This window comes from Actinomyces acetigenes (assembly GCF_031296635.1).
Classification (GTDB): domain Bacteria; phylum Actinomycetota; class Actinomycetes; order Actinomycetales; family Actinomycetaceae; genus Actinomyces; species Actinomyces acetigenes.
In genome coordinates this window covers 21251-37830 of the sequence record NZ_JASPFC010000013.1, presented here as the reverse complement: position 1 = coordinate 37830, position 16580 = coordinate 21251, and the positions used below count along the sequence as shown (strand labels likewise).

Sequence of the window (16580 nt, the reverse complement as noted above, 5' to 3'; positions counted from 1 at the left end):
GGTTGCGGAGCAATCACTTGGTTCTGCCGGCGATGGTCATGAGGAGGTCACCGTGGACGGTCGTTCCGTTCTCCGTGGTCGGGAACTGGTCCACTGCAGGGTTGATCATGACACGGGCATTGCCGCCCTCGGTCATCTTACTGGTGATCGTCACGGTGTACTTCTCGCCACCGTGCAGGACCAGTCCCTCGGCCGGGAACTCGTGCAGGCCGGCGTGAAGGGAGTTCGCCGGGGCCTCGGTCCTGAAGACCTGGTTGCCGGAGGCGTCCGTGACCTCAACGTTGACCACCGAGGAGTCGAGCCACTGCACCTCTTCGGCCAGGAAGGCGATATTGACGGAGCTGACCTCCACGGTTGACGGCAGGGTGATCGTCTCGGCGACGCTGGCCCCGTCCTGGAGAATATTGACACTCCCCGCCTGAGGGGCGTCAGTGGATGCCGAGTACACCACCGGAATGGCGGGCACGAAGTAGGGAATCATGACAAGCGCGCTGAAGCCCGCCGGCATGAGAAGACGCACCCAGGCCGCCGAGCGCGGGATGCGCTCCCCCTGGCCCAGGTCCTCTACCATCTTCCGACGGGGGAAGTTGATGATGAGGATCGCCAGGGCGCAGGCGATCATGAAGCCGACGATGAAGGAGCCCTGCCGGCTGATTCCCACGGTCTCGAGGAACTGCGCGGGAGTCTCGTACCGGGGCTGCGCCACCGGGGCGATCAGGTGAGGCAGGAGCAGCTGATCGAAGATCGACCGGTTGTACATGGAGTAGCCGTTAAAGGCGTACAGGAGGAACAAGGCGGTTCCCACACCCGTCTCGAGGAGGGTGTTGAGCAGCACATGACGCGAGTTGAGGAAGATGATGAGCACCGCAAAGGGCGAGACCATGACGGCCCAGTAGGGGTTGAGCGGGACCACCGTGGCGAAGACGAGGTAGATGGCCATGCAGACGTAGACCGCGTCGGCCGCCAGAGCCTTCGTCCCCTGAGGGCGGCGCAGGTAGGCGAAGACAACGATCCCGACCATGAACACCACGAAGACCGGGATCGTACTGCCCATCCACGGTATCCCGACGGCGGTGAGCCTTTGGAGCATGCTGCTCATGAATCCACCGGTGGACGCCTTGTAGGCCACGTTGCCGTGGTAGATGGCCCGGCAGGCCACCAGGCCGATGAGTCCGACTCCGAGCTGAAGGGTCACCACGCGCAGCCGCTTCTCCCGCAGCAGCAGAAGCGGCACGAAGATGAAGATGGCGAAGAGCTTGAAAGTATTGGCGATCGCGAACCACAGCAAGAACCTGCCCAGCCGGCCGCGCAGATAGGCGCGCAGCCCCAGCAGGATGAAGACGATCATGATGATGTCGTACTGGACGATGACGAAGACCGGGACGAACAGCGTCATCGAGGACAGGAAGAAGAAGGCGACCCACTTGCTGCGCTGCCGGCTGACTCCCAGGTCCCGCGCAATATCCACCAGCACCTTGGCGGCGATGAGCGCGGCCAGCACCATCAGGGTCTTGAGCCACAGCTGCGCCGGCGTCGACAGCAGGTAGTGGAAGCCGGTGATCCGGTAGATGATGTAGGTCGGCAGGTTCCATAGCCCGAAGAGCAGGTAGAGCGGAATGTCGTAGACCGCGGGGTGACCGGTCGAGGTGTGCTCGATCGCGATCTGGTAAAAGTCTCCCACCCGCCCTTGGAGCACCGAGTCCAGGAAGTTGAAGGAGTGCTCGAAGGTGGCTCGCACGTCCCCGTAGAGGAAGAAGGCGTAGGCGCCGAGCAGGATGACGCCCAGCAGTGCCCAGTCCACGAGGCCGGGCCCCTCGGTACTGCTCCACCAGGAGCCGAGGCGGCTGTCCACCACGCGCTCGACCGCCCGGCGTCCTTGATCGCTCCTGGCATCGATGAACGTGCGAATCCGTGAGGCCACGCCTGCGGCCGAGACTGCCTCCGGCTCCTCTGACGCGCCTGTCGGCTGCCCGTCCTCGTCCTGGGCGCGGATCTCTTGCGCGAGGTCCTGATCGACTGTCTCAGCGGTGCTGTTCTTGACCTGATCCGTACTGTTCTTCGCGGACTTACCGGACACGAGAGCCTGCCTGTTCATCGGAGTGGTGGACAGCCGCCCCGCCGGAGGTGCCAAGACGCTCCAGGAGGGCTTTGCGGGAGATGAAGTTGTAGATGAGCACGATTGCCGTGGCGAGGATCTTCCCCAGGAAGGGGCTCATGCCAGCAAGGTCAGCGCATACATAGAGAATGAGTGTGTTCAGGCCCAGTGCGACGACGTTGAGCAGAACGTACAGCGTGAACTCCTTGAGAACACTGACATTCTCCTGGGCCTCGAAGACGTAGCGCCTGGAGAGGACGTAGTTGAGCACCACCGAGATGGAGAAGGACGTCGCACTGGCGATGAGGTGGGGCACGCCCAGTCCGTACAGCACGGTGAACAGGCCAAAGTCAGCACTGAAGGAGAGACCGCCGACGACGAGGAAGCGCCCGAACTGCAGGAGGATGGGGCGCAGCTTCTCCTGGAGGGCGTTCAAGAGGCGTTCCCGCCGGGACGTTCCCGCGTGGAGGGATCCACCTGCGACGATGAGCCGCCCCCGAAGCCCGACAGCCCCTCGGAGGGTCCGAAGTTGAGACGCTCACCGATGACCACGCGAGGCTTGCTGACAATGCGCCCGTTGATGCTGAGAATGTACTCGCCCAGGATTCCGATGAAGAACAGCTGAATGGAGCCGAGGAAGAACAGGCCCACCGTGCGGGAGGCCTCACCCACCGGATAGGCGTTCCAGTCAATGAGCTTCTTGACCAGGACGAAGATGGCCAGGCCCAGGCAGATGATGCCGACGAAGGTGGCCACGAAGGTGGCCATGCGCATCAGCAGCTTGGTGGAGCTGGTGATTCCCTGCATGGCGAAGTCGTAGTTGCGCAGGAAGTTGAAGTTCGACTTCCCCCGGGAGGACTGGGCCTGATCGTACTGGACGATCTCGAGCCCGATCCCGTACTCAGCGACCACCGTCTTGAAGTAGGGCTGAATATCGCCTATCTGCCGCAGAACATCGATGAACTCGACGTCATAGAGCCCGTATCCGGTGAAGCGCGCGATCTGAGGCGTGTCGGCGAACCAATCAATGAGCTTGTAGTAGAGGTGACGGCATCCCGTCATGATGAAGCCCTCGTCAGAGGATCGCCTCTGCCCGATGACGACCTTGGCCCCCGCCTCCCAGCGAGCCACGAACTCCGGGAGGTTCTCCGGAGGGTCCTGGAGGTCGCCGAAGAGCATGAAGGTCGCGTCCCCCGAGCCGTAAGTGAGCGCCGAGAAGACATTCCGGTGAAAACCGAAGTTACGGGCATTGAAGACGGCCTTCACCCGCTTGTCCTCAGCCGCCAGAGCACGGATCGCGCCGCGGGTGCCGTCCGTCGAGTAGTCATCGACGAAGATGATCTCGTAGTCGTACTGGGGAAGATGCGTGCGAAATACCGAGTTCAGTCGGTCATACATCAACCTGACGCTTTTTTCCTCATTGTAACTGGGGATGACGACGCTGATCTTCTTCATGGACAGGCCAAAGGTCCTCACGTGACTCATTGATCGAGGCTGGGGCTCCAACAGGGGCATACCCGACCATGCCGGCAGGAGGTGCGGGGAGCACCTCACGGTATGTTAACACCTCGCTCAATCCCCTTTGTCTTCCCCCCGAGGACGGCCGACGTCGCGTAGACGCCTGCCGGCACTCGTCGCAGCGCGCGCCAGATCTGAGGCCCCACCGGTCAGATAGCGGTAGGCGGGTTTGAGAGCACTGCCCATGTCGGGGTGGTGGACGTCGACGTAGGTGCGCACCCGGGCACCGACTCCGGCCCGGGGACCGAACCGGGCCTGGAGGAACCTGACCTGCTCATCGGTGTGGTCCGGAAGGTCGGCGGTAACGGCCCGATGCTTGTAGGCCAGGGCTCCGTAGAGGCGCCCGGCCCAGGCCACGGTGAGTACCTCGCGGGGGTGGAAGCCGCTGGACATGGCCGCGTAAACGGTCAGCAGCTCGAGCACCTCGGCGGCGCGGGCGCCTTTGAGGCGCTCGGCCGACTGCTCGGGTCCGGCGGCGGCCTGCTCGGTGAGCTGCACAAGCTCCTTGGCTCCCTCACTCAGGGTGCGCAGCGCTGCGGGGCGGGCCATGAACATCGCACCGGACGGAGCCACGGGGGCGAGCGGATCAAGCTCCACGGTCAGACCGAGCCGCCGGGACAGCGCCTTGGCGGCACCGGCCAGCCCGTCCCATGTCGGTCCTCCATGGGCCTGCCCGATGTGGCCGGCGGCGGGCACGGCCACGCCGAGGCCGGGGTGCTGCGCGAAGAGGTCGATGAGCCCGGCCGTGTACCCCGGCGAGTCCAGCAGGCAGTCGAGCGCCTGTCGGTGGGCGACGTCGTCGGCCCTCGTCTTGGGGCCGGGCGCGGGCTCCACGGTGATCCGCAGGACAAGGACGTCACCGTCGCCACCGTCATCACCACCCTCGTCGCCACCGGCGCCCCGGCCGGGATCCCAGAGGTCGTCGCACTGGGTGAGGAAGGCGATCGTGCCCCGCGGGTCGAGGTCGCGTACCACGCGCAAAGACACGTCCCCTTCCCCGTGCGCCGAGTCCTCCTCTGTGTCCTCCTGTGTGGGACGGCGGCCGGTGACCCGCTCCAGGTCGGCGGCATCCAGCGGTTCGGGCGAGGTGACCACGACCCGCCAGTGCGCCGGCAGGCTCTCTAGGCGCCGGGCAAGCCCGTCGGCCTCGGCGCGCTCCACCGCCTCCCTCCCGGCTGGTATGTGGACGACGACGCAGCCCGAGGACCGCTGCGCAGGCGAGCTCGTCTGCGCACCGGCTCCCACGGCCCCGGGGACGCACCCGGTCACGACCTCGGTGAGGCCGGCGTTGACGATGAGGTCGCGGGCGGTCGCGGTGTGGACGACGTCGGACAGGATGAGGTCCTCGCTGTAGCCAGTCTCGACGGCGGCCTCCAGCAGCTCCCCGCCGACGACGGCCTGGCGGTCCTGGTGGAGCGGGTCGTGGAAGAGGGCGCGGCGCTTGAGCAGGGGGCAGCCGTCGGCCAGCAGCGCCGGGGCCTCCTCGATGGCCGGGTTGGTCGAGCGGTAGCGGTCCACGGGGAAGACGACCTGCCAGGTGTGGCCGAGCTCGGCGAAGTGGCCGGTGAAGCGCGACTCGTGCCACTGGATGGAGTCGCGGTAGGAGGAGACCTGTGGCATCTGCTCCCAGTACTCACGGAAGGCCGGGGCTGTCAGGAGTCCGCGGCGCACGGCGATCCAGTGGGACTGGATGTGGCGGGGCAGCTCACGCCTGGCCAGGAAGGGGTGGGGACGCATGGCGGCGTGCTCGGTCATGCCCCAGAAGGAGATGTCCTCCCAGCCAGCGGCGCGGGTGAGGGCCTCCTCCCAGGGGTGCAGCGGCGCGTAGTAGGTGTGGTTGGTCAGGATGAGCTCGTCGAAGTCGGCGAGCCGCTCCCAGCCCAGGTGCTCCAGGCCGGCCCGGTAGGCGCCGACGTCGAGCCCTTCATTGGGGCGCTGGAGGATCTCATCGCAGCAGGTCTCCAGTCGGGCGCAATCGGCGTCGCCGATGGGTGAGTTGGAGACCAGCAGGATGTGGTCGGCGTGGGGCCGCAGGGAGCTGAGCGCGGCCAGGACGTAGTCGCGGACCTGATGATGAGGATCGAAGTGGAAGTAGACGAGTCCTCGGTTCATGTGGAGGTCCTTCCCGGCAGGTGGTCGATGAAGGCAGCTGGTAAGGAAGCGGCGAGGCAGCCAGTGTCTCATGAGCTGTCTCATGCACTCCTGGCCGCCTCGCCGCTCTCCCGGTGCGGGATGTCAGCGGATGGTCACTTTACCGTTGGACGCCACGGAGATGCTGCCTCTCTCGAAGGTCTGGGTCATGGTGCCGTCGGCCTGGCGGACTGCGCGCCCGGTGGGTAGCCCCGGCCAGGAGCGTTCCCAGCCGACGGCCGCCCAGGCGCTGAGGATCGAGCCGTGGATGAAGCTGACCCGGCCCCCGGGGCGCCAGTAGGCGATGCCGCCTTCGAAGATCTGGTGGCGGCTGCCGCCGACTCCCACCACACCACCGCTGCGCGGGTAGCCCATGGACCCGGTCTGATAGTCGTAGGCGCCCCAGGCGCTGAGCACCGGCTCGCCCACGAACTGCGCACCGGTCGCCGGGCTCCAGTAGCCCACCCCGCGCTCGAAGCGCTGGAAGACCCCACCCTTGGTGGAGGCCTGGACACCGGAGGTGGCCGGTCCGATCCAGCCGTTGGCGCCCAGGGCGCTGCGCAGGGCAGCGGCTCCCGGATGGTCCTGGGCCACGGTCGACGGCGCACTGCTGCTTCCCCCCTGCGGGGTGGAGCCCTGGGCCTTCGCGATGGCGCGGATAGTGCCGAGCTTGGAGTAGCCGACGTTGCCGGGACAGGTGGTGTAGCCGACGTCCCGGTGCCCGAGGATGCGGGGCATGGAGATGGTGGAGCCGGCCTGGTAGCGCTCAGTGGTCCACACGTGCAGGCCGGCCCAGCCGGTGACATCCGAGATGCCGGCGCGCTTGAGGAACCATCCGGCCATCTTGCCCACAGAGCTCAGCTGGGCGTCCGAGGGGGACACCGTGCTGTAGTCCCCCATCATGGAGATGCCCATGGTGCCGGTGTTGACGCCTCGGGCGTGCGCCCCGATGCTCATCGTGCCGGCCGGTGCCGCCACGGAGCCGGAGCGTCCCTCGAAGACAGTGCCGAACTTGTCGACGAGGAAGTTGTAGCCGATGTCGCCCCAGTCCAGGGTGACCGCGTGGTAGTAGTAGATGCCCCGCACGATGGAGGCGGACTGGCCTGCGGAGTAGCTGTTGGTGCCTGCGGTGTGGTGGACGACGACGTGGCCGGCTCTCGCGTACTCGGGATCCCAGCTCATGTAGGAGGCGTTGGCTCCCCACTCGGCTCGGGTGGTCACCGCGACCGGCAGGCCGTTGGCGGTTGTGGCAGCAGGTGCGACGGCGGGCGCAGCGACTGATACAGCAGCTGGCACGACAGCCGGCTGGGTGCCCCACGCCGGGCTCGCGGATGGCGCCGTGGCCGCCGGCTCCACCTGAGCGCCCTGGGGCTGGGAGGCGGCGGTTTCCTCAATGACGGGGGTCGGTGCGGCCTCGGTGGTCTTGAGGTCATCGGCATCGAGGACCTCCTCGCCCTGCGGGCGGGAGGGAACCAGGGCCAGCTTGAGCCCGGAGGGAAGTGAGCTACCGACGACGGAGGCCTGGATCGCATCGGCCCCGCCGGTGACGAACTCCCCCGTTGCGGAGGTGGTGCGGTCGTCGCGGCCGGCGTCGGCCGCCTCATTGAGGTACCAGGGTGACCAGGCCCCATTCTCCCGCACGCGCAGGTAGATGCGCACACCTTCGGGCAGGTCGGCACCGCCGCCCCAGGTGAAGCCGGCGACGAAGAAGCGGTCGACCTCAAGCGGGTCGGTCAGCAGGGTGGCGTCCGCCTGCGGATCCGTGGCCGCCGGCAGGATCGACGGGGCCGGCGCGCCGGCTGCGCCCGTCGTCTGAGTGAGGGTGGGCACGGTGGCGGATGCGCCAAGCACCGGCGCCGCACTCACCGAGGCGGCATCGGCGGAGCCGGCCTCCTCCCCCGCCGAGGTCTGGACGTCGTCGAGCCCCGACTGCCCGACTTCGGTGGCCTGCCCGCTAGCGGTGGTCAGGTCGAGGATCTGCACCGGCGCGGGGGCCTCGTCCTGGCCACTGGAGTCGCCGGCGTCCGGCGCGGCACCGGCCGCGGGAACCAGGCTTGACAGGAGCAGTGAGGTCAGGGCGATGAGCCCGGCGGACCGACACACACGTGCGCGGGTGCTGAGCCCACTGGCATGGCCACTGAGGCGATGGCCGCCGCGAGGGGCGATACGGCCAAGAGCGCAAGGGACGTTCATGGGGTTCCTTTGAGGTGATACCGACGGGCGTCCATCAGGCCTCACCATCAGAACCGACGACGCGCTCCCTCGAGAGGCACGAAATCAAATTTCTGAGCAATTTCCAAGAGATTACTGATAGTTTACTGAAAGTTACGGAGGGTGTTCGACGGCGACGGTGGCGTCGGCGCCCAGAATCCCGTCCGCTCCTCATCTTTTCTTGAGGTTCCGCGGTTTTACCGCTTCACGACGCGACTATTGCAATCCGGTCTCACCGACCCGGAGCCCTCAGTCCGGCTGCGCCGGCCCGGCGGCCACACCCCGCAGCTGCCCGTGGGCTCGAGCGAGCTTCTGTGGCATGATGACGTCGGCCATGATGGGCGCTCAGCGCCCCCAGTTCCCACGTATCGGAGCGAGTTCTATGCACGTCCTCATCACCGGAGGCGCCGGCTTCATCGGCGCCAACTTCGTTCACCAGACCCTGGTGCGCCACCCCGACGCCACCGTCACCGTCCTGGACAAGCTCACCTACGCCGGGAACAAAGGATCGCTGGCGGACCTGGGTGACCGTGTCACGCTCGTCGTCGGGGACATCGCCGACGCCGACGTCGTCGACCCGCTCGTGGCCCAGGCCGACGTCGTCGTCCACTTCGCGGCCGAGTCGCACAATGACAACTCGCTGCGCGACCCCTCCCCCTTCATCCAGACCAACCTCGTGGGCACCTTCACCCTCCTGGAGGCGGTGCGCCGCCACAAGGTGCGCTTCCACCACATCTCCACCGACGAGGTCTACGGGGACCTGGAGCTGGACGATCCGGCCAAGTTCGAGCCGACGACGCCCTACAACCCCTCCTCCCCCTACTCCTCGTCCAAGGCCGGCAGCGACCTGCTCGTGCGCGCCTGGGTGCGCTCCTTCGGCGTGGAGGCCACGATCTCCAACTGCTCGAACAACTACGGGCCCTACCAGCACATCGAGAAGTTCATCCCGCGTCAGGTCACCAACCTCATCGACGGCGTGCGCCCCAAGCTCTACGGCGCCGGTGAGAACGTGCGCGACTGGATCCACGTCCTGGACCACAACGACGCCGTGTGGGACATCATCGAGAAGGGCCGCATCGGCGAGACCTACCTCATCGGCGCCAACGGCGAGAAGAACAACAAGGAGGTCGTTGAGCTGATCCTGGAGCTCATGGGCCACGCTCCCGACGACTACGAGCACGTCGCCGACCGCCCCGGCCACGACATGCGCTACGCCATCGACAACTCCAAGCTGGTCGAGGAGCTCGGCTGGGCGCCGAAGTTCACCGACTTCCGCTCCGGCCTGCAGGCCACCATCGACTGGTACCGGGACAACGAGGCCTGGTGGCGCCCGCTCAAGGCCGAGGTCGAGGCGAAGTACGCCGCCCAGGGGCAGTAATGTAATACTGCTCAGTAGCTCGTTCTTGTGTGGGGTCCCCGGGTCACGGGGGCCCCACAGTCGTCTCACCGGCGCCCGTCCAGACACCCGGGCGACTGACGGCTCGCTGCTACGGATGTGAGACAGCTGGATAGGCGAGATAGGCCAGACGAGCGGTGTTGGCCCTCGCACGACGCAGCCCCGACTGAATGACTCCGAGCATCATCCACAAGAAGCCCATGGTCACCAGGCCGATGCTCAGGAAGAGGGTGGGGAAGCGCGGGACGTTTCCGAACTCCAGGAAGTGCCACACGATCGGGATCCCCAGAACGACGGCGACCACCCAGGTGAGGAAGCCGAGCGTGCCGTAGAAGAGGACCGGGCGCTCGTCGCGCACGAGCCTGGCGATGAGGGCCAGAATTTTGAAGCCGTCGGAGAAGGTGTTGAGCTTGGACTCCGTACCAGCGGCGCGCTCTTTGAAGCCGACCGGGACCTCGATCTGGGGCACGCGCAGGGTGGCGGCGTGGACCGTCAGCTCGGTCTCGATCTCGAACTCTCGGCTCATAGCGGGGAAGGACTTGACGAACCGGCGGGAGAAGACTCGGTAGCCGGAGAGCATGTCGGTAACGTGGGTGCCGAAGACCCGGGATGTCAGGCGGTTGAAGGCCTTGTTGCCGGCCTCGTGCCCGGGCCGGTAGGAGCTCTTCTCCTGCACGTCACGGCGAACGCCCAGCACATGATCGTAAGGGCCCTTGAGAAGAGTCGCGATCATGGAGGGCAGAGCAGCGGCGTCGTAGGTGTCGTCGCCGTCAATCATGACATAGACGTCGGCCTCGACGTCGGCGAAGGCCCGACGGACCACGTTGCCCTTGCCCTTGCGCTCCTCGCGACGGACGATGGCGCCAGCGGCGGCCGCGACCTCGGCGGTGCGGTCGGTGGAGTGGTTGTCGTAGACGTAGACGCGCATCGCGGGAACGGCCGTCAAAAGGTCGGTGACGACCTTCCCGATCGCACCCTCCTCGTTGTAGCACGGGACGATCGCTGCGATGTCGAGGCTGGAAAGATCCACCTGGTTCCAATCCGGACGGGAGCCGAGCAGGCGCTATTCTAGCGGCACCCGCGCCCAGGCCGGTGATTGTGCTGGTGACGCGGGTGCTCATGCGCTTGTCATGCGTCCCCGGACTGGAGAACAACGCCCGTGCCCCTGCCTCTGCCGACCTGGCTCTCCCCCTCTCGATCCGACCATTGCGAAGGTTCTGTGGACCCGTCTCAGGACCCGGCGGGAGGAAGGACCCATCGTCGACGGGCGGTGGCGTCAGCGCTCTTCGCGATCGCCTTCGCGGCCACGGATGCCACCTCACAGGTGGTGGGTCGGGTCCAGCCGGCAACCAGGACCCTCGCCCAGGGGGCCTTGACTCCAGCGCGACTCCTGGCGGCGCTGGTTCTCAGCAGCGCTGTGTGCTGGAGCTTCCTGACACTGGTCGACCTTGCCGCACGACGTCGGGCTCGCAGGTCCCAGAGCACCGACGAGCGGGCGGGGGACCGGAGGTCGAGCCGTCGTCGTCTGGCGCTGACGGCCTTCCTGGTGCCGCTCGTGTGCTGGACCTTCGTGTACGCGCACCTGTGGCCGATGGCCTCGATGAACGACACGGCCTGGATCCTGCGCAACCCGACCGGTGCCGGGGCACAGCACCCCATCACCTACACCCTGACGATCGGGGGCCTGTTCCGTCTGGGGCGACTGGTCGGAGGTGATCTGGCCGGCGTCGTGCTGCTGTCGGTGGGACAGATGCTGCTGTGGGCCACATGCGTAAGTGCCGTCACGGTCTTTCTGGACCGCAAGGGCACCTCGCGCCGCATGACCGGGCTCTTCATCGCCTACTGCGCGCTCATGCCGCTGGTGGCCGACTACTCCTTCGCCGTGGTCAAGGACGCGGCCTTCTCCCTCTTCGCCACCCTGCTCATCCCGGTGCTGCTGGTGGTGCGTTCCAGTGCCGGGAAGGTGCTGCTGAGCCGACGCGGCACGGTGGTGGTCGTGGCGGTCCTGGTGGGTTTCGCGCTCATACGTAATAATGCCCTGCCGGTGGTTCTGGTGGTCCTCACTCTGGTGATGTGGTGGTCGCGGGCGCACCTGCGCCGGGCGATGGCGGTGAGCGCCGTCGCCCTGGTACTCATTGTCATTCCACCGGCGACGACGGCGCAGGCATCGCACGCCGAGGAGGCGCTGGGGATCCCGCTGCAGATGGTCGGTTACACCCTGGTCCACGACGCCCAGTGCCTGCCGCCAGCCAGCCGACAGGTCTTCGACAACGTCCTGGCCCCCGAGGCCTGGAAACAGGCCTACCGGCCCAACAGCGTCGACCCTGTCAAGGACGACAAGTCCTTCAATACCGCCTACCTCGATGCACATCGCGGCCAGTTCCTGTCCGCCTGGGGGCGGGCACTGGTGGCTTGCCCCAGACCTTTCGTCACCGGATTCCTGGTACAGACCGCCAACCTGTGGCGCTTCGACGCCGATCCGATCCGCACCGACGGGCAGTCCCGCTTCGTGACTGCGGTCTCGAACTACCCGGCCGATCGGGACCGACTGATCCGTGCCTACGCCCGGGTAGGCGTCGTCAACCACTCACTCCTGCCCCGGCTGCTGCGGCCGGTGGGGGACGCCGCCGTGCGGGGCATGGAGGTCACACCGGGCCCGGGAACCTGGATGTGGATGGTGGCTCTGAGCGTGGTGGGGTTCGTCTACGCCGGGCGACGCGAGTGGGTGGCGATCTACACCCCCATGGTCCTGCTGTGGGCGACGCTCATGATCGCGGCACCCACGGTCACGCCCTTCCGCTACATGGAGCCCATCATCATGGTGGTGCCGATCGGGCTCGCCGTCCTGCTGGGCACCGACCGCACTACCTGGGAGCCGGCTCCTCCATCCACGAGGAACAGCCACAAGCAATGATACTATATGTGGTATCATATCAAGATGCCGAGCGTCGTGAAGATCCTCGCGTCAACATCCAGAATGACCACGGGCGGGCAAAGCCGTATCAGGTGAGGCAGGTTCTTGCCGCCATCGAGAAGAAAGGAGAGACGGAGAAATGAGTACAGCCGTCGACACTGCGAAGTACAGCTTCCGCGTGACGTGGTCAGCGGAGGATGAGGAGTTCGTCGCCACCTGCACCGAGTTTCCTTCACTCTCCTGGTTGGCCGGAACCCCTGAGCTGGCGTTGTCTGGTTTACGCAACCTTGTCAGCGAGGTGGTCGCCGACCTCCTTGCGTCGGGGGAAGCGGCGCCAGAGCCTCTATCGACCCGTCACTACTCGGGCAAGTTCCAGCTGCGCCTCGGCGAGGATCTGCACCGACGCCTGGCCATGGAAGCAGCAGAGCAGTCCACCAGTTTGAATCAGTACGTCGTGCGAAAGCTGGCCGAGGCCTCCTGAAGTACCCTCGTGAACCATCCGCTATCACCCCTGTGAGGAGATTCCCGTGATCCGCATCGTCGCCACGTTCCATGTCCGCCCCGACGCCGTTGAGGAGTTCCGCGCACTCGCCGGTGAGCTTGTGGAGGGCTCGCGGGCGGAGGAGGGCAATATTGCCTACGACCTGTGCGTGGCCCGGGACGATGCGGACTCCTTCGTCGTGCTCGAGGTGTGGCGCGACGACGCCGCGATCGAGTCCCACAACGCCTCGGCGCACTTCACGACCCTGGTGCCCCGGATGGTGGGCCTCTCCGCCGAGCCACCGTCAGTGGTCCAGTACATCGAGGCCTGAGTACGGGGTCAGGGGACCGTCAGCCGTATCAGCCGCAGGCCGTGATGCGCCACAGGGAGGTGCTGCCCTCGGAGTCGATGAGCTCGAGCCCCTCGGTGGGGACCTGGGTCAGGCTCGCATCCCACCGCAGGGGGGCGGCGCCAGTGACCGAGCCCGAGGCCGTCGCATCCGAGCTGCTGTAGAAGTAGCGCACGCCCAGCTGGTTGAGGAGTGCGCAGGTCTGGGAGTCCTTCTGCCCCAGGGCGGGCCAGGCCGAGGCGAGGGCGGCCTCCGGGGTGCCCGGTATAGCCGCGGCGCGCGTCGGGTAGACGACGTGCACCCCACCCAGGGACCACAGGTGGGCGGCCCCCCTCGACGGCGCCCCCAGGACGACGGCGTCGTCGGGCAGCCGGCTCCGGGAGCGCTGAATGAGTGTGATGGCGTCCTCGGTGAGCAGGGTCCCGTACTGAATGCGCTGCGGATCGTAGACGGAGGCGACGAGGGCGCGCTCCACGGGGACTCGCGCCGCCACCGGCAGGAGCACGAGCGCGACCATCATGGCGGCCGCCGTCCGCCCCGGCCGTACTCCGCCCAGTCGCGAGGTCGTCCGGCGCAGCACCGCCCACAGTCGTTGCCCGGGCTGCCCGGCACCGCCCTGGGCCACGAGGATCAGAGCGGGCAGGATGGCCAGAGGGAGGATTCGGGCCTTCTGCAGGTACCAGGGTGAGCCGAGCTGCCGACCCACCCACTGCGGTCCCCCTGTCAGAACCAGGAGAGCCAGCGCCAGCAGCCACATGACGAGCCAGGGGCGCTGGTCTCGCCGCGAGCGCACCCACCACGCCGACCCCAGGGTGAGCAGGCCAAACACGACCCCAATGGGCACGGTGGCTCCGGGGACCGACCCATACATCGGGAGGTCGACGAGTGCCTGACCCAGGGTCGCCACGGCGCCGGCCACTCCCCCGGCAGGACGCTCGTAGCCCAGGACGGAGGCCAGGGAACCGCGCATGAGCCAGGCCCCCGTGGCCAGGACCAGCAGGGTCCCGGCCGCCCCTGCCGCCAGGAGGGCTTGGCCGCCCCTCCTGCCGGCACTGCGGCGCCACAAGGAGGCGACGACGTCGGCCAGGAAAGGCAGGGTAAGGATCGCCAGGTTGAACAGACCGGTGCCATGCGCGGCCACCACGCCTCCGGCGACGGCCAGCATGAGAAGGACCCATGTCAGGTGAAGGCGCTTCGATACGGCGCCTTCGCGCAGCTGGTCGTAGAGCACGAGGGCGCCAGGGAGCCCCAGGACGCTCAGGGCGTAGGGCCACACCGCCAGCGAGGTCATGAGCAGCAAGGGAAAACCCACAAGCCCAGCGCTGAGCGCGAGCACTGCGGCGACCGAGCACACTTGTTGCCGCCGGTCGGCACCGTCACCGACCGAGTCGGAGGCGGAGTCGAGGCCGGTGACCCGGGCGAGTAGTCCCAGAAGGCTCAGCGGCCAGATCACGGCAGTCAGAGCCAGGATCCCGGCGGTACTGGCCGGGACCGGGCCGCCCGGCGCCAGCGCCACAGCCCCGTGCCACACGGTGGGGTAGTAGATGGCGCGGCCCGAGTAGAGGGACGACAGTCCCCCCAGCATGGAGGCGTTGCCCCCTTCTCGGATGGCCGCCACCGCGTTGAGGTGGAAGGTCGCGTCAAAGGCCTGCGCGGGGTAGCCGGGGCCCGGCAAACTGGACAGGATCACTCCAGCCGGCACGACGACGGCCACGGTCAGACCACCGGCCAGGATCATCCGCTCGGCCCGGCTCCATGGCATCCTCTGACACTCTGGCCCCGCTGCAGGGCCGGCGACCAGGTGCATGAGAAGGGTGGAGCTGACGCTCAGGGCGACGATGACCGCCCAGCCCCAGGGACGCCACGTCAGCGCCAGGGCACGGGTGAGGATCTCCGCGACCCCGATGAGCGCCGAGCCGATGGCCGGGGCCACCGCCAGGGACGGCAGCGCCCCCAGACGGGCGGCTCGTCCGATGACCCAGCCGGGCACGAGCAGCAGGCCGGCCACGACGAGCGTGGCGGCCGCCAGGCTCCAGCCGGAGTCTGCGTTCAGCCCCGCAGCCATTCCTACTGCTGGTCTCAGAAGGCCCCCGGGGTCACTTGCCTCCGCCGATGGTCAGGCGCGGCACACCGGCCCACTTGGCGGCGTCGGTGACGCGGCGCCCGTCCAGCAGGAGACGCAGCCCGGGCAGGTCGGCGGGAGCAAGCTCGCGGTACTCGGGGTGGTCTGCCTGGACGATGGCGACGTCGACCTGCTCACCCAGGTGGTAGGGGGTCCAGCCGAAGCCGGCCAGCTCCTCGTCGGTGTACATGGGGTCGTGGACAAGGACCTCGGCGCCGGCCTCGCGCAGGGCCTCCACGGTGGGGAAGACTCCGGAGAAGGCGGTCTCCTTGACCTTGCCGCGGTAGGAGGCTCCCAGCACGACGACGCGCAGGCCCTTGAGCGAACCGAGCACCTCGGCGGCCCGGCCCACCACGTAGGCGGGCATGGTGACGTTGAAGGTGCGGGCGGTGCGCACCACGGAGGCGTCGGGGTCGGTGGACAGGTACAGGCGCGGATAGACCGGGATGCAGTGCCCGCCCACCGCGATGCCGGGACGGTGGATGTGGGAGTAGGGCTGGGAGTTGCAGGCCTCGATGACGCGCTCGATGTCGAAGCCGGCCTTGTCCGCGTAGACAGCGAACTGGTTGGCCAGGCCGATGTTGACGTCACGGTAGGTGGTCTCGGCGAGCTTGGCCATCTCGGCGGCCTCGGCGGTGCCCATGTCCCACACGCCGTTGGGGCGGGGCAGGTCGTCGCGCTCGTCGAAGTCGAGGACGGACTCGTAGAAGGCGATGCCGGCCTGGGTGCCGGCCGCATCCAGACCGCCCACAAGCTTGGGGTAGCGGCGCAGGTCAGCGAAGACGCGGCCGGTGAGGACCCGCTCGGGGCTGAAGACGAGGTGGAAGTCGACGCCCTCCTTCAGGCCGCTGATCTCCTCGATCATGGGCTTGAAGCGGCCCCGCAGCGTGCCCACGGGCAGGGTGGTCTCGTAGGAGATGAGGGTGTCGGGGGTCAGGTGGGCGGCCAGGGAGCGGGTGGCGTCGTCCATCCAGGCGAAGTCTGGCTCCCAGGTGGCGTCGTTGACGAACAGCGGTACGACCAGCACGATCGCGTCAGCCTCGGGGATGGCCTCGGCGTAGTCGGTGGTGGCGCGCAGGGCGCCGTTGCCGGTGGCGGGGCTCAGGACGGTGAGCTTCTCGGCCAGGTGGGCCTCGCCGGGGAAGGGCTCGGTCCCGGCGTTGACGGCCTCGACGACGGCGGGGTTGACGTCAACCCCGATGACCTCGTGGCCTTTGTCTGCGTACTGGACGGCCAAGGGCAGTCCGATCTTGCCCAGGGCGACGACGGCGATGCGCATGCAGGTTGGTCCTTCCGTGGCTTCGAGAGTGGCTAGTCAACCATACTCGTTCGTCGTCGTGAGAGATCGCGTCAGTAGGGGCGGT

The 16580-nt window shown here is 67.4% G+C and carries 12 protein-coding genes; 4 read left to right on the top strand and 8 right to left on the bottom strand.

The features are described from left to right. Positions 1-13: 13 nt before the first annotated feature. The 5 genes from RIV14_RS06905 to RIV14_RS06885 form a co-directional block, all read right to left on the bottom strand. On the bottom strand, positions 14-2077 hold the full coding sequence (locus tag RIV14_RS06905; RefSeq protein ID WP_075372195.1) for a glycosyltransferase family protein: 2064 nt from the start codon (positions 2075-2077) through the stop codon (positions 14-16). Beyond that, positions 2067-2531 (bottom strand): GtrA family protein, encoded by a 465-nt coding sequence (locus RIV14_RS06900; RefSeq protein ID WP_075372194.1) that lies wholly within the window; start codon positions 2529-2531, stop codon positions 2067-2069. The genes RIV14_RS06905 and RIV14_RS06900 overlap by 11 nt, the downstream gene beginning before the upstream one ends. Further along, complete coding sequence (locus RIV14_RS06895; RefSeq protein WP_256699206.1) at positions 2528-3580, bottom strand: glycosyltransferase family 2 protein; 1053 nt, start codon at positions 3578-3580, stop codon at positions 2528-2530. Before RIV14_RS06895 ends, RIV14_RS06900 begins: the two co-directional genes overlap by 4 nt. Positions 3581-3667: 87 nt before the next feature. Next, entirely contained in the window at positions 3668-5725 is a 2058-nt protein-coding gene (locus RIV14_RS06890) for a rhamnan synthesis F family protein (protein WP_075372192.1), read from the bottom strand. Positions 5726-5848: 123 nt separating this feature from the next. Further along, positions 5849-7936 carry an N-acetylmuramoyl-L-alanine amidase gene (locus tag RIV14_RS06885; protein ID WP_075372191.1) on the bottom strand — a complete coding sequence of 696 codons (2088 nt, stop codon included), beginning with the start codon at positions 7934-7936 and terminating at the stop codon, positions 5849-5851. Between the two features lie 400 nt (positions 7937-8336). Between RIV14_RS06885 and rfbB the strand changes: the two genes are divergently transcribed. After that, a complete protein-coding gene (gene rfbB, locus RIV14_RS06880; RefSeq protein ID WP_075372190.1) occupies positions 8337-9332 on the top strand; it encodes a dTDP-glucose 4,6-dehydratase in 996 nt (331 codons plus the stop codon). Positions 9333-9441: 109 nt separating this feature from the next. Here rfbB and RIV14_RS06875 read toward each other — a convergent pair whose 3' ends face one another. Continuing rightward, the gene (locus RIV14_RS06875) at positions 9442-10380 is read right to left on the bottom strand and encodes a glycosyltransferase (protein WP_075372189.1); all 939 of its coding nucleotides are present in this window, start codon (positions 10378-10380) and stop codon (positions 9442-9444) included. Between the two features lie 240 nt (positions 10381-10620). Between RIV14_RS06875 and RIV14_RS06870 the strand changes: the two genes are divergently transcribed. The 3 genes from RIV14_RS06870 to RIV14_RS06860 all read left to right on the top strand — a co-directional run bounded on the left by RIV14_RS06870 (position 10621) and on the right by RIV14_RS06860 (position 13076). Continuing rightward, positions 10621-12264, top strand: a complete 1644-nt coding sequence (locus RIV14_RS06870; protein ID WP_075372188.1) for a DUF6020 family protein — start codon at positions 10621-10623, stop codon at positions 12262-12264. A 139-nt stretch (positions 12265-12403) separates the two neighbouring features. Then, positions 12404-12745, top strand: coding sequence for a type II toxin-antitoxin system HicB family antitoxin (locus RIV14_RS06865; protein ID WP_075372187.1), 342 nt, complete (start codon positions 12404-12406; stop codon positions 12743-12745). 46 nt (positions 12746-12791) lie between these two features. After that, positions 12792-13076 carry a putative quinol monooxygenase gene (locus RIV14_RS06860; RefSeq protein ID WP_075372186.1) on the top strand — a complete coding sequence of 95 codons (285 nt, stop codon included), beginning with the start codon at positions 12792-12794 and terminating at the stop codon, positions 13074-13076. Positions 13077-13104: 28 nt separating this feature from the next. Here the strand turns inward: RIV14_RS06860 and RIV14_RS06855 are convergent, their stop codons facing one another. Further along, the gene (locus tag RIV14_RS06855) at positions 13105-15159 is read right to left on the bottom strand and encodes a DUF6541 family protein (protein ID WP_075372185.1); all 2055 of its coding nucleotides are present in this window, start codon (positions 15157-15159) and stop codon (positions 13105-13107) included. Positions 15160-15190: 31 nt separating this feature from the next. After that, positions 15191-16495: a nucleotide sugar dehydrogenase gene (locus tag RIV14_RS06850; protein WP_075372184.1), complete on the bottom strand. Its 1305-nt coding sequence runs from the start codon at positions 16493-16495 to the stop codon at positions 15191-15193. Between the last annotated feature and the right edge of the window lie 85 nt (positions 16496-16580).

Excerpts from the sequence above, each read along its gene's own strand:
- RIV14_RS06885 (WP_075372191.1), bottom strand. The coding sequence starts at position 7,936 with ATGAACGTCCCTTGCGCTCTTGGCCGTATCGCCCCTCGCGGCGGCCAT.
- RIV14_RS06850 (WP_075372184.1), bottom strand. The coding sequence starts at position 16,495 with ATGCGCATCGCCGTCGTCGCCCTGGGCAAGATCGGACTGCCCTTGGCC.
- RIV14_RS06855 (WP_075372185.1), bottom strand. The coding sequence starts at position 15,159 with ATGGCTGCGGGGCTGAACGCAGACTCCGGCTGGAGCCTGGCGGCCGCC.
- rfbB (WP_075372190.1), top strand. The coding sequence starts at position 8,337 with ATGCACGTCCTCATCACCGGAGGCGCCGGCTTCATCGGCGCCAACTTC.
- RIV14_RS06895 (WP_256699206.1), bottom strand. The coding sequence starts at position 3,580 with ATGAGTCACGTGAGGACCTTTGGCCTGTCCATGAAGAAGATCAGCGTC.
- RIV14_RS06890 (WP_075372192.1), bottom strand. The coding sequence starts at position 5,725 with ATGAACCGAGGACTCGTCTACTTCCACTTCGATCCTCATCATCAGGTC.
- RIV14_RS06865 (WP_075372187.1), top strand. The coding sequence starts at position 12,404 with ATGAGTACAGCCGTCGACACTGCGAAGTACAGCTTCCGCGTGACGTGG.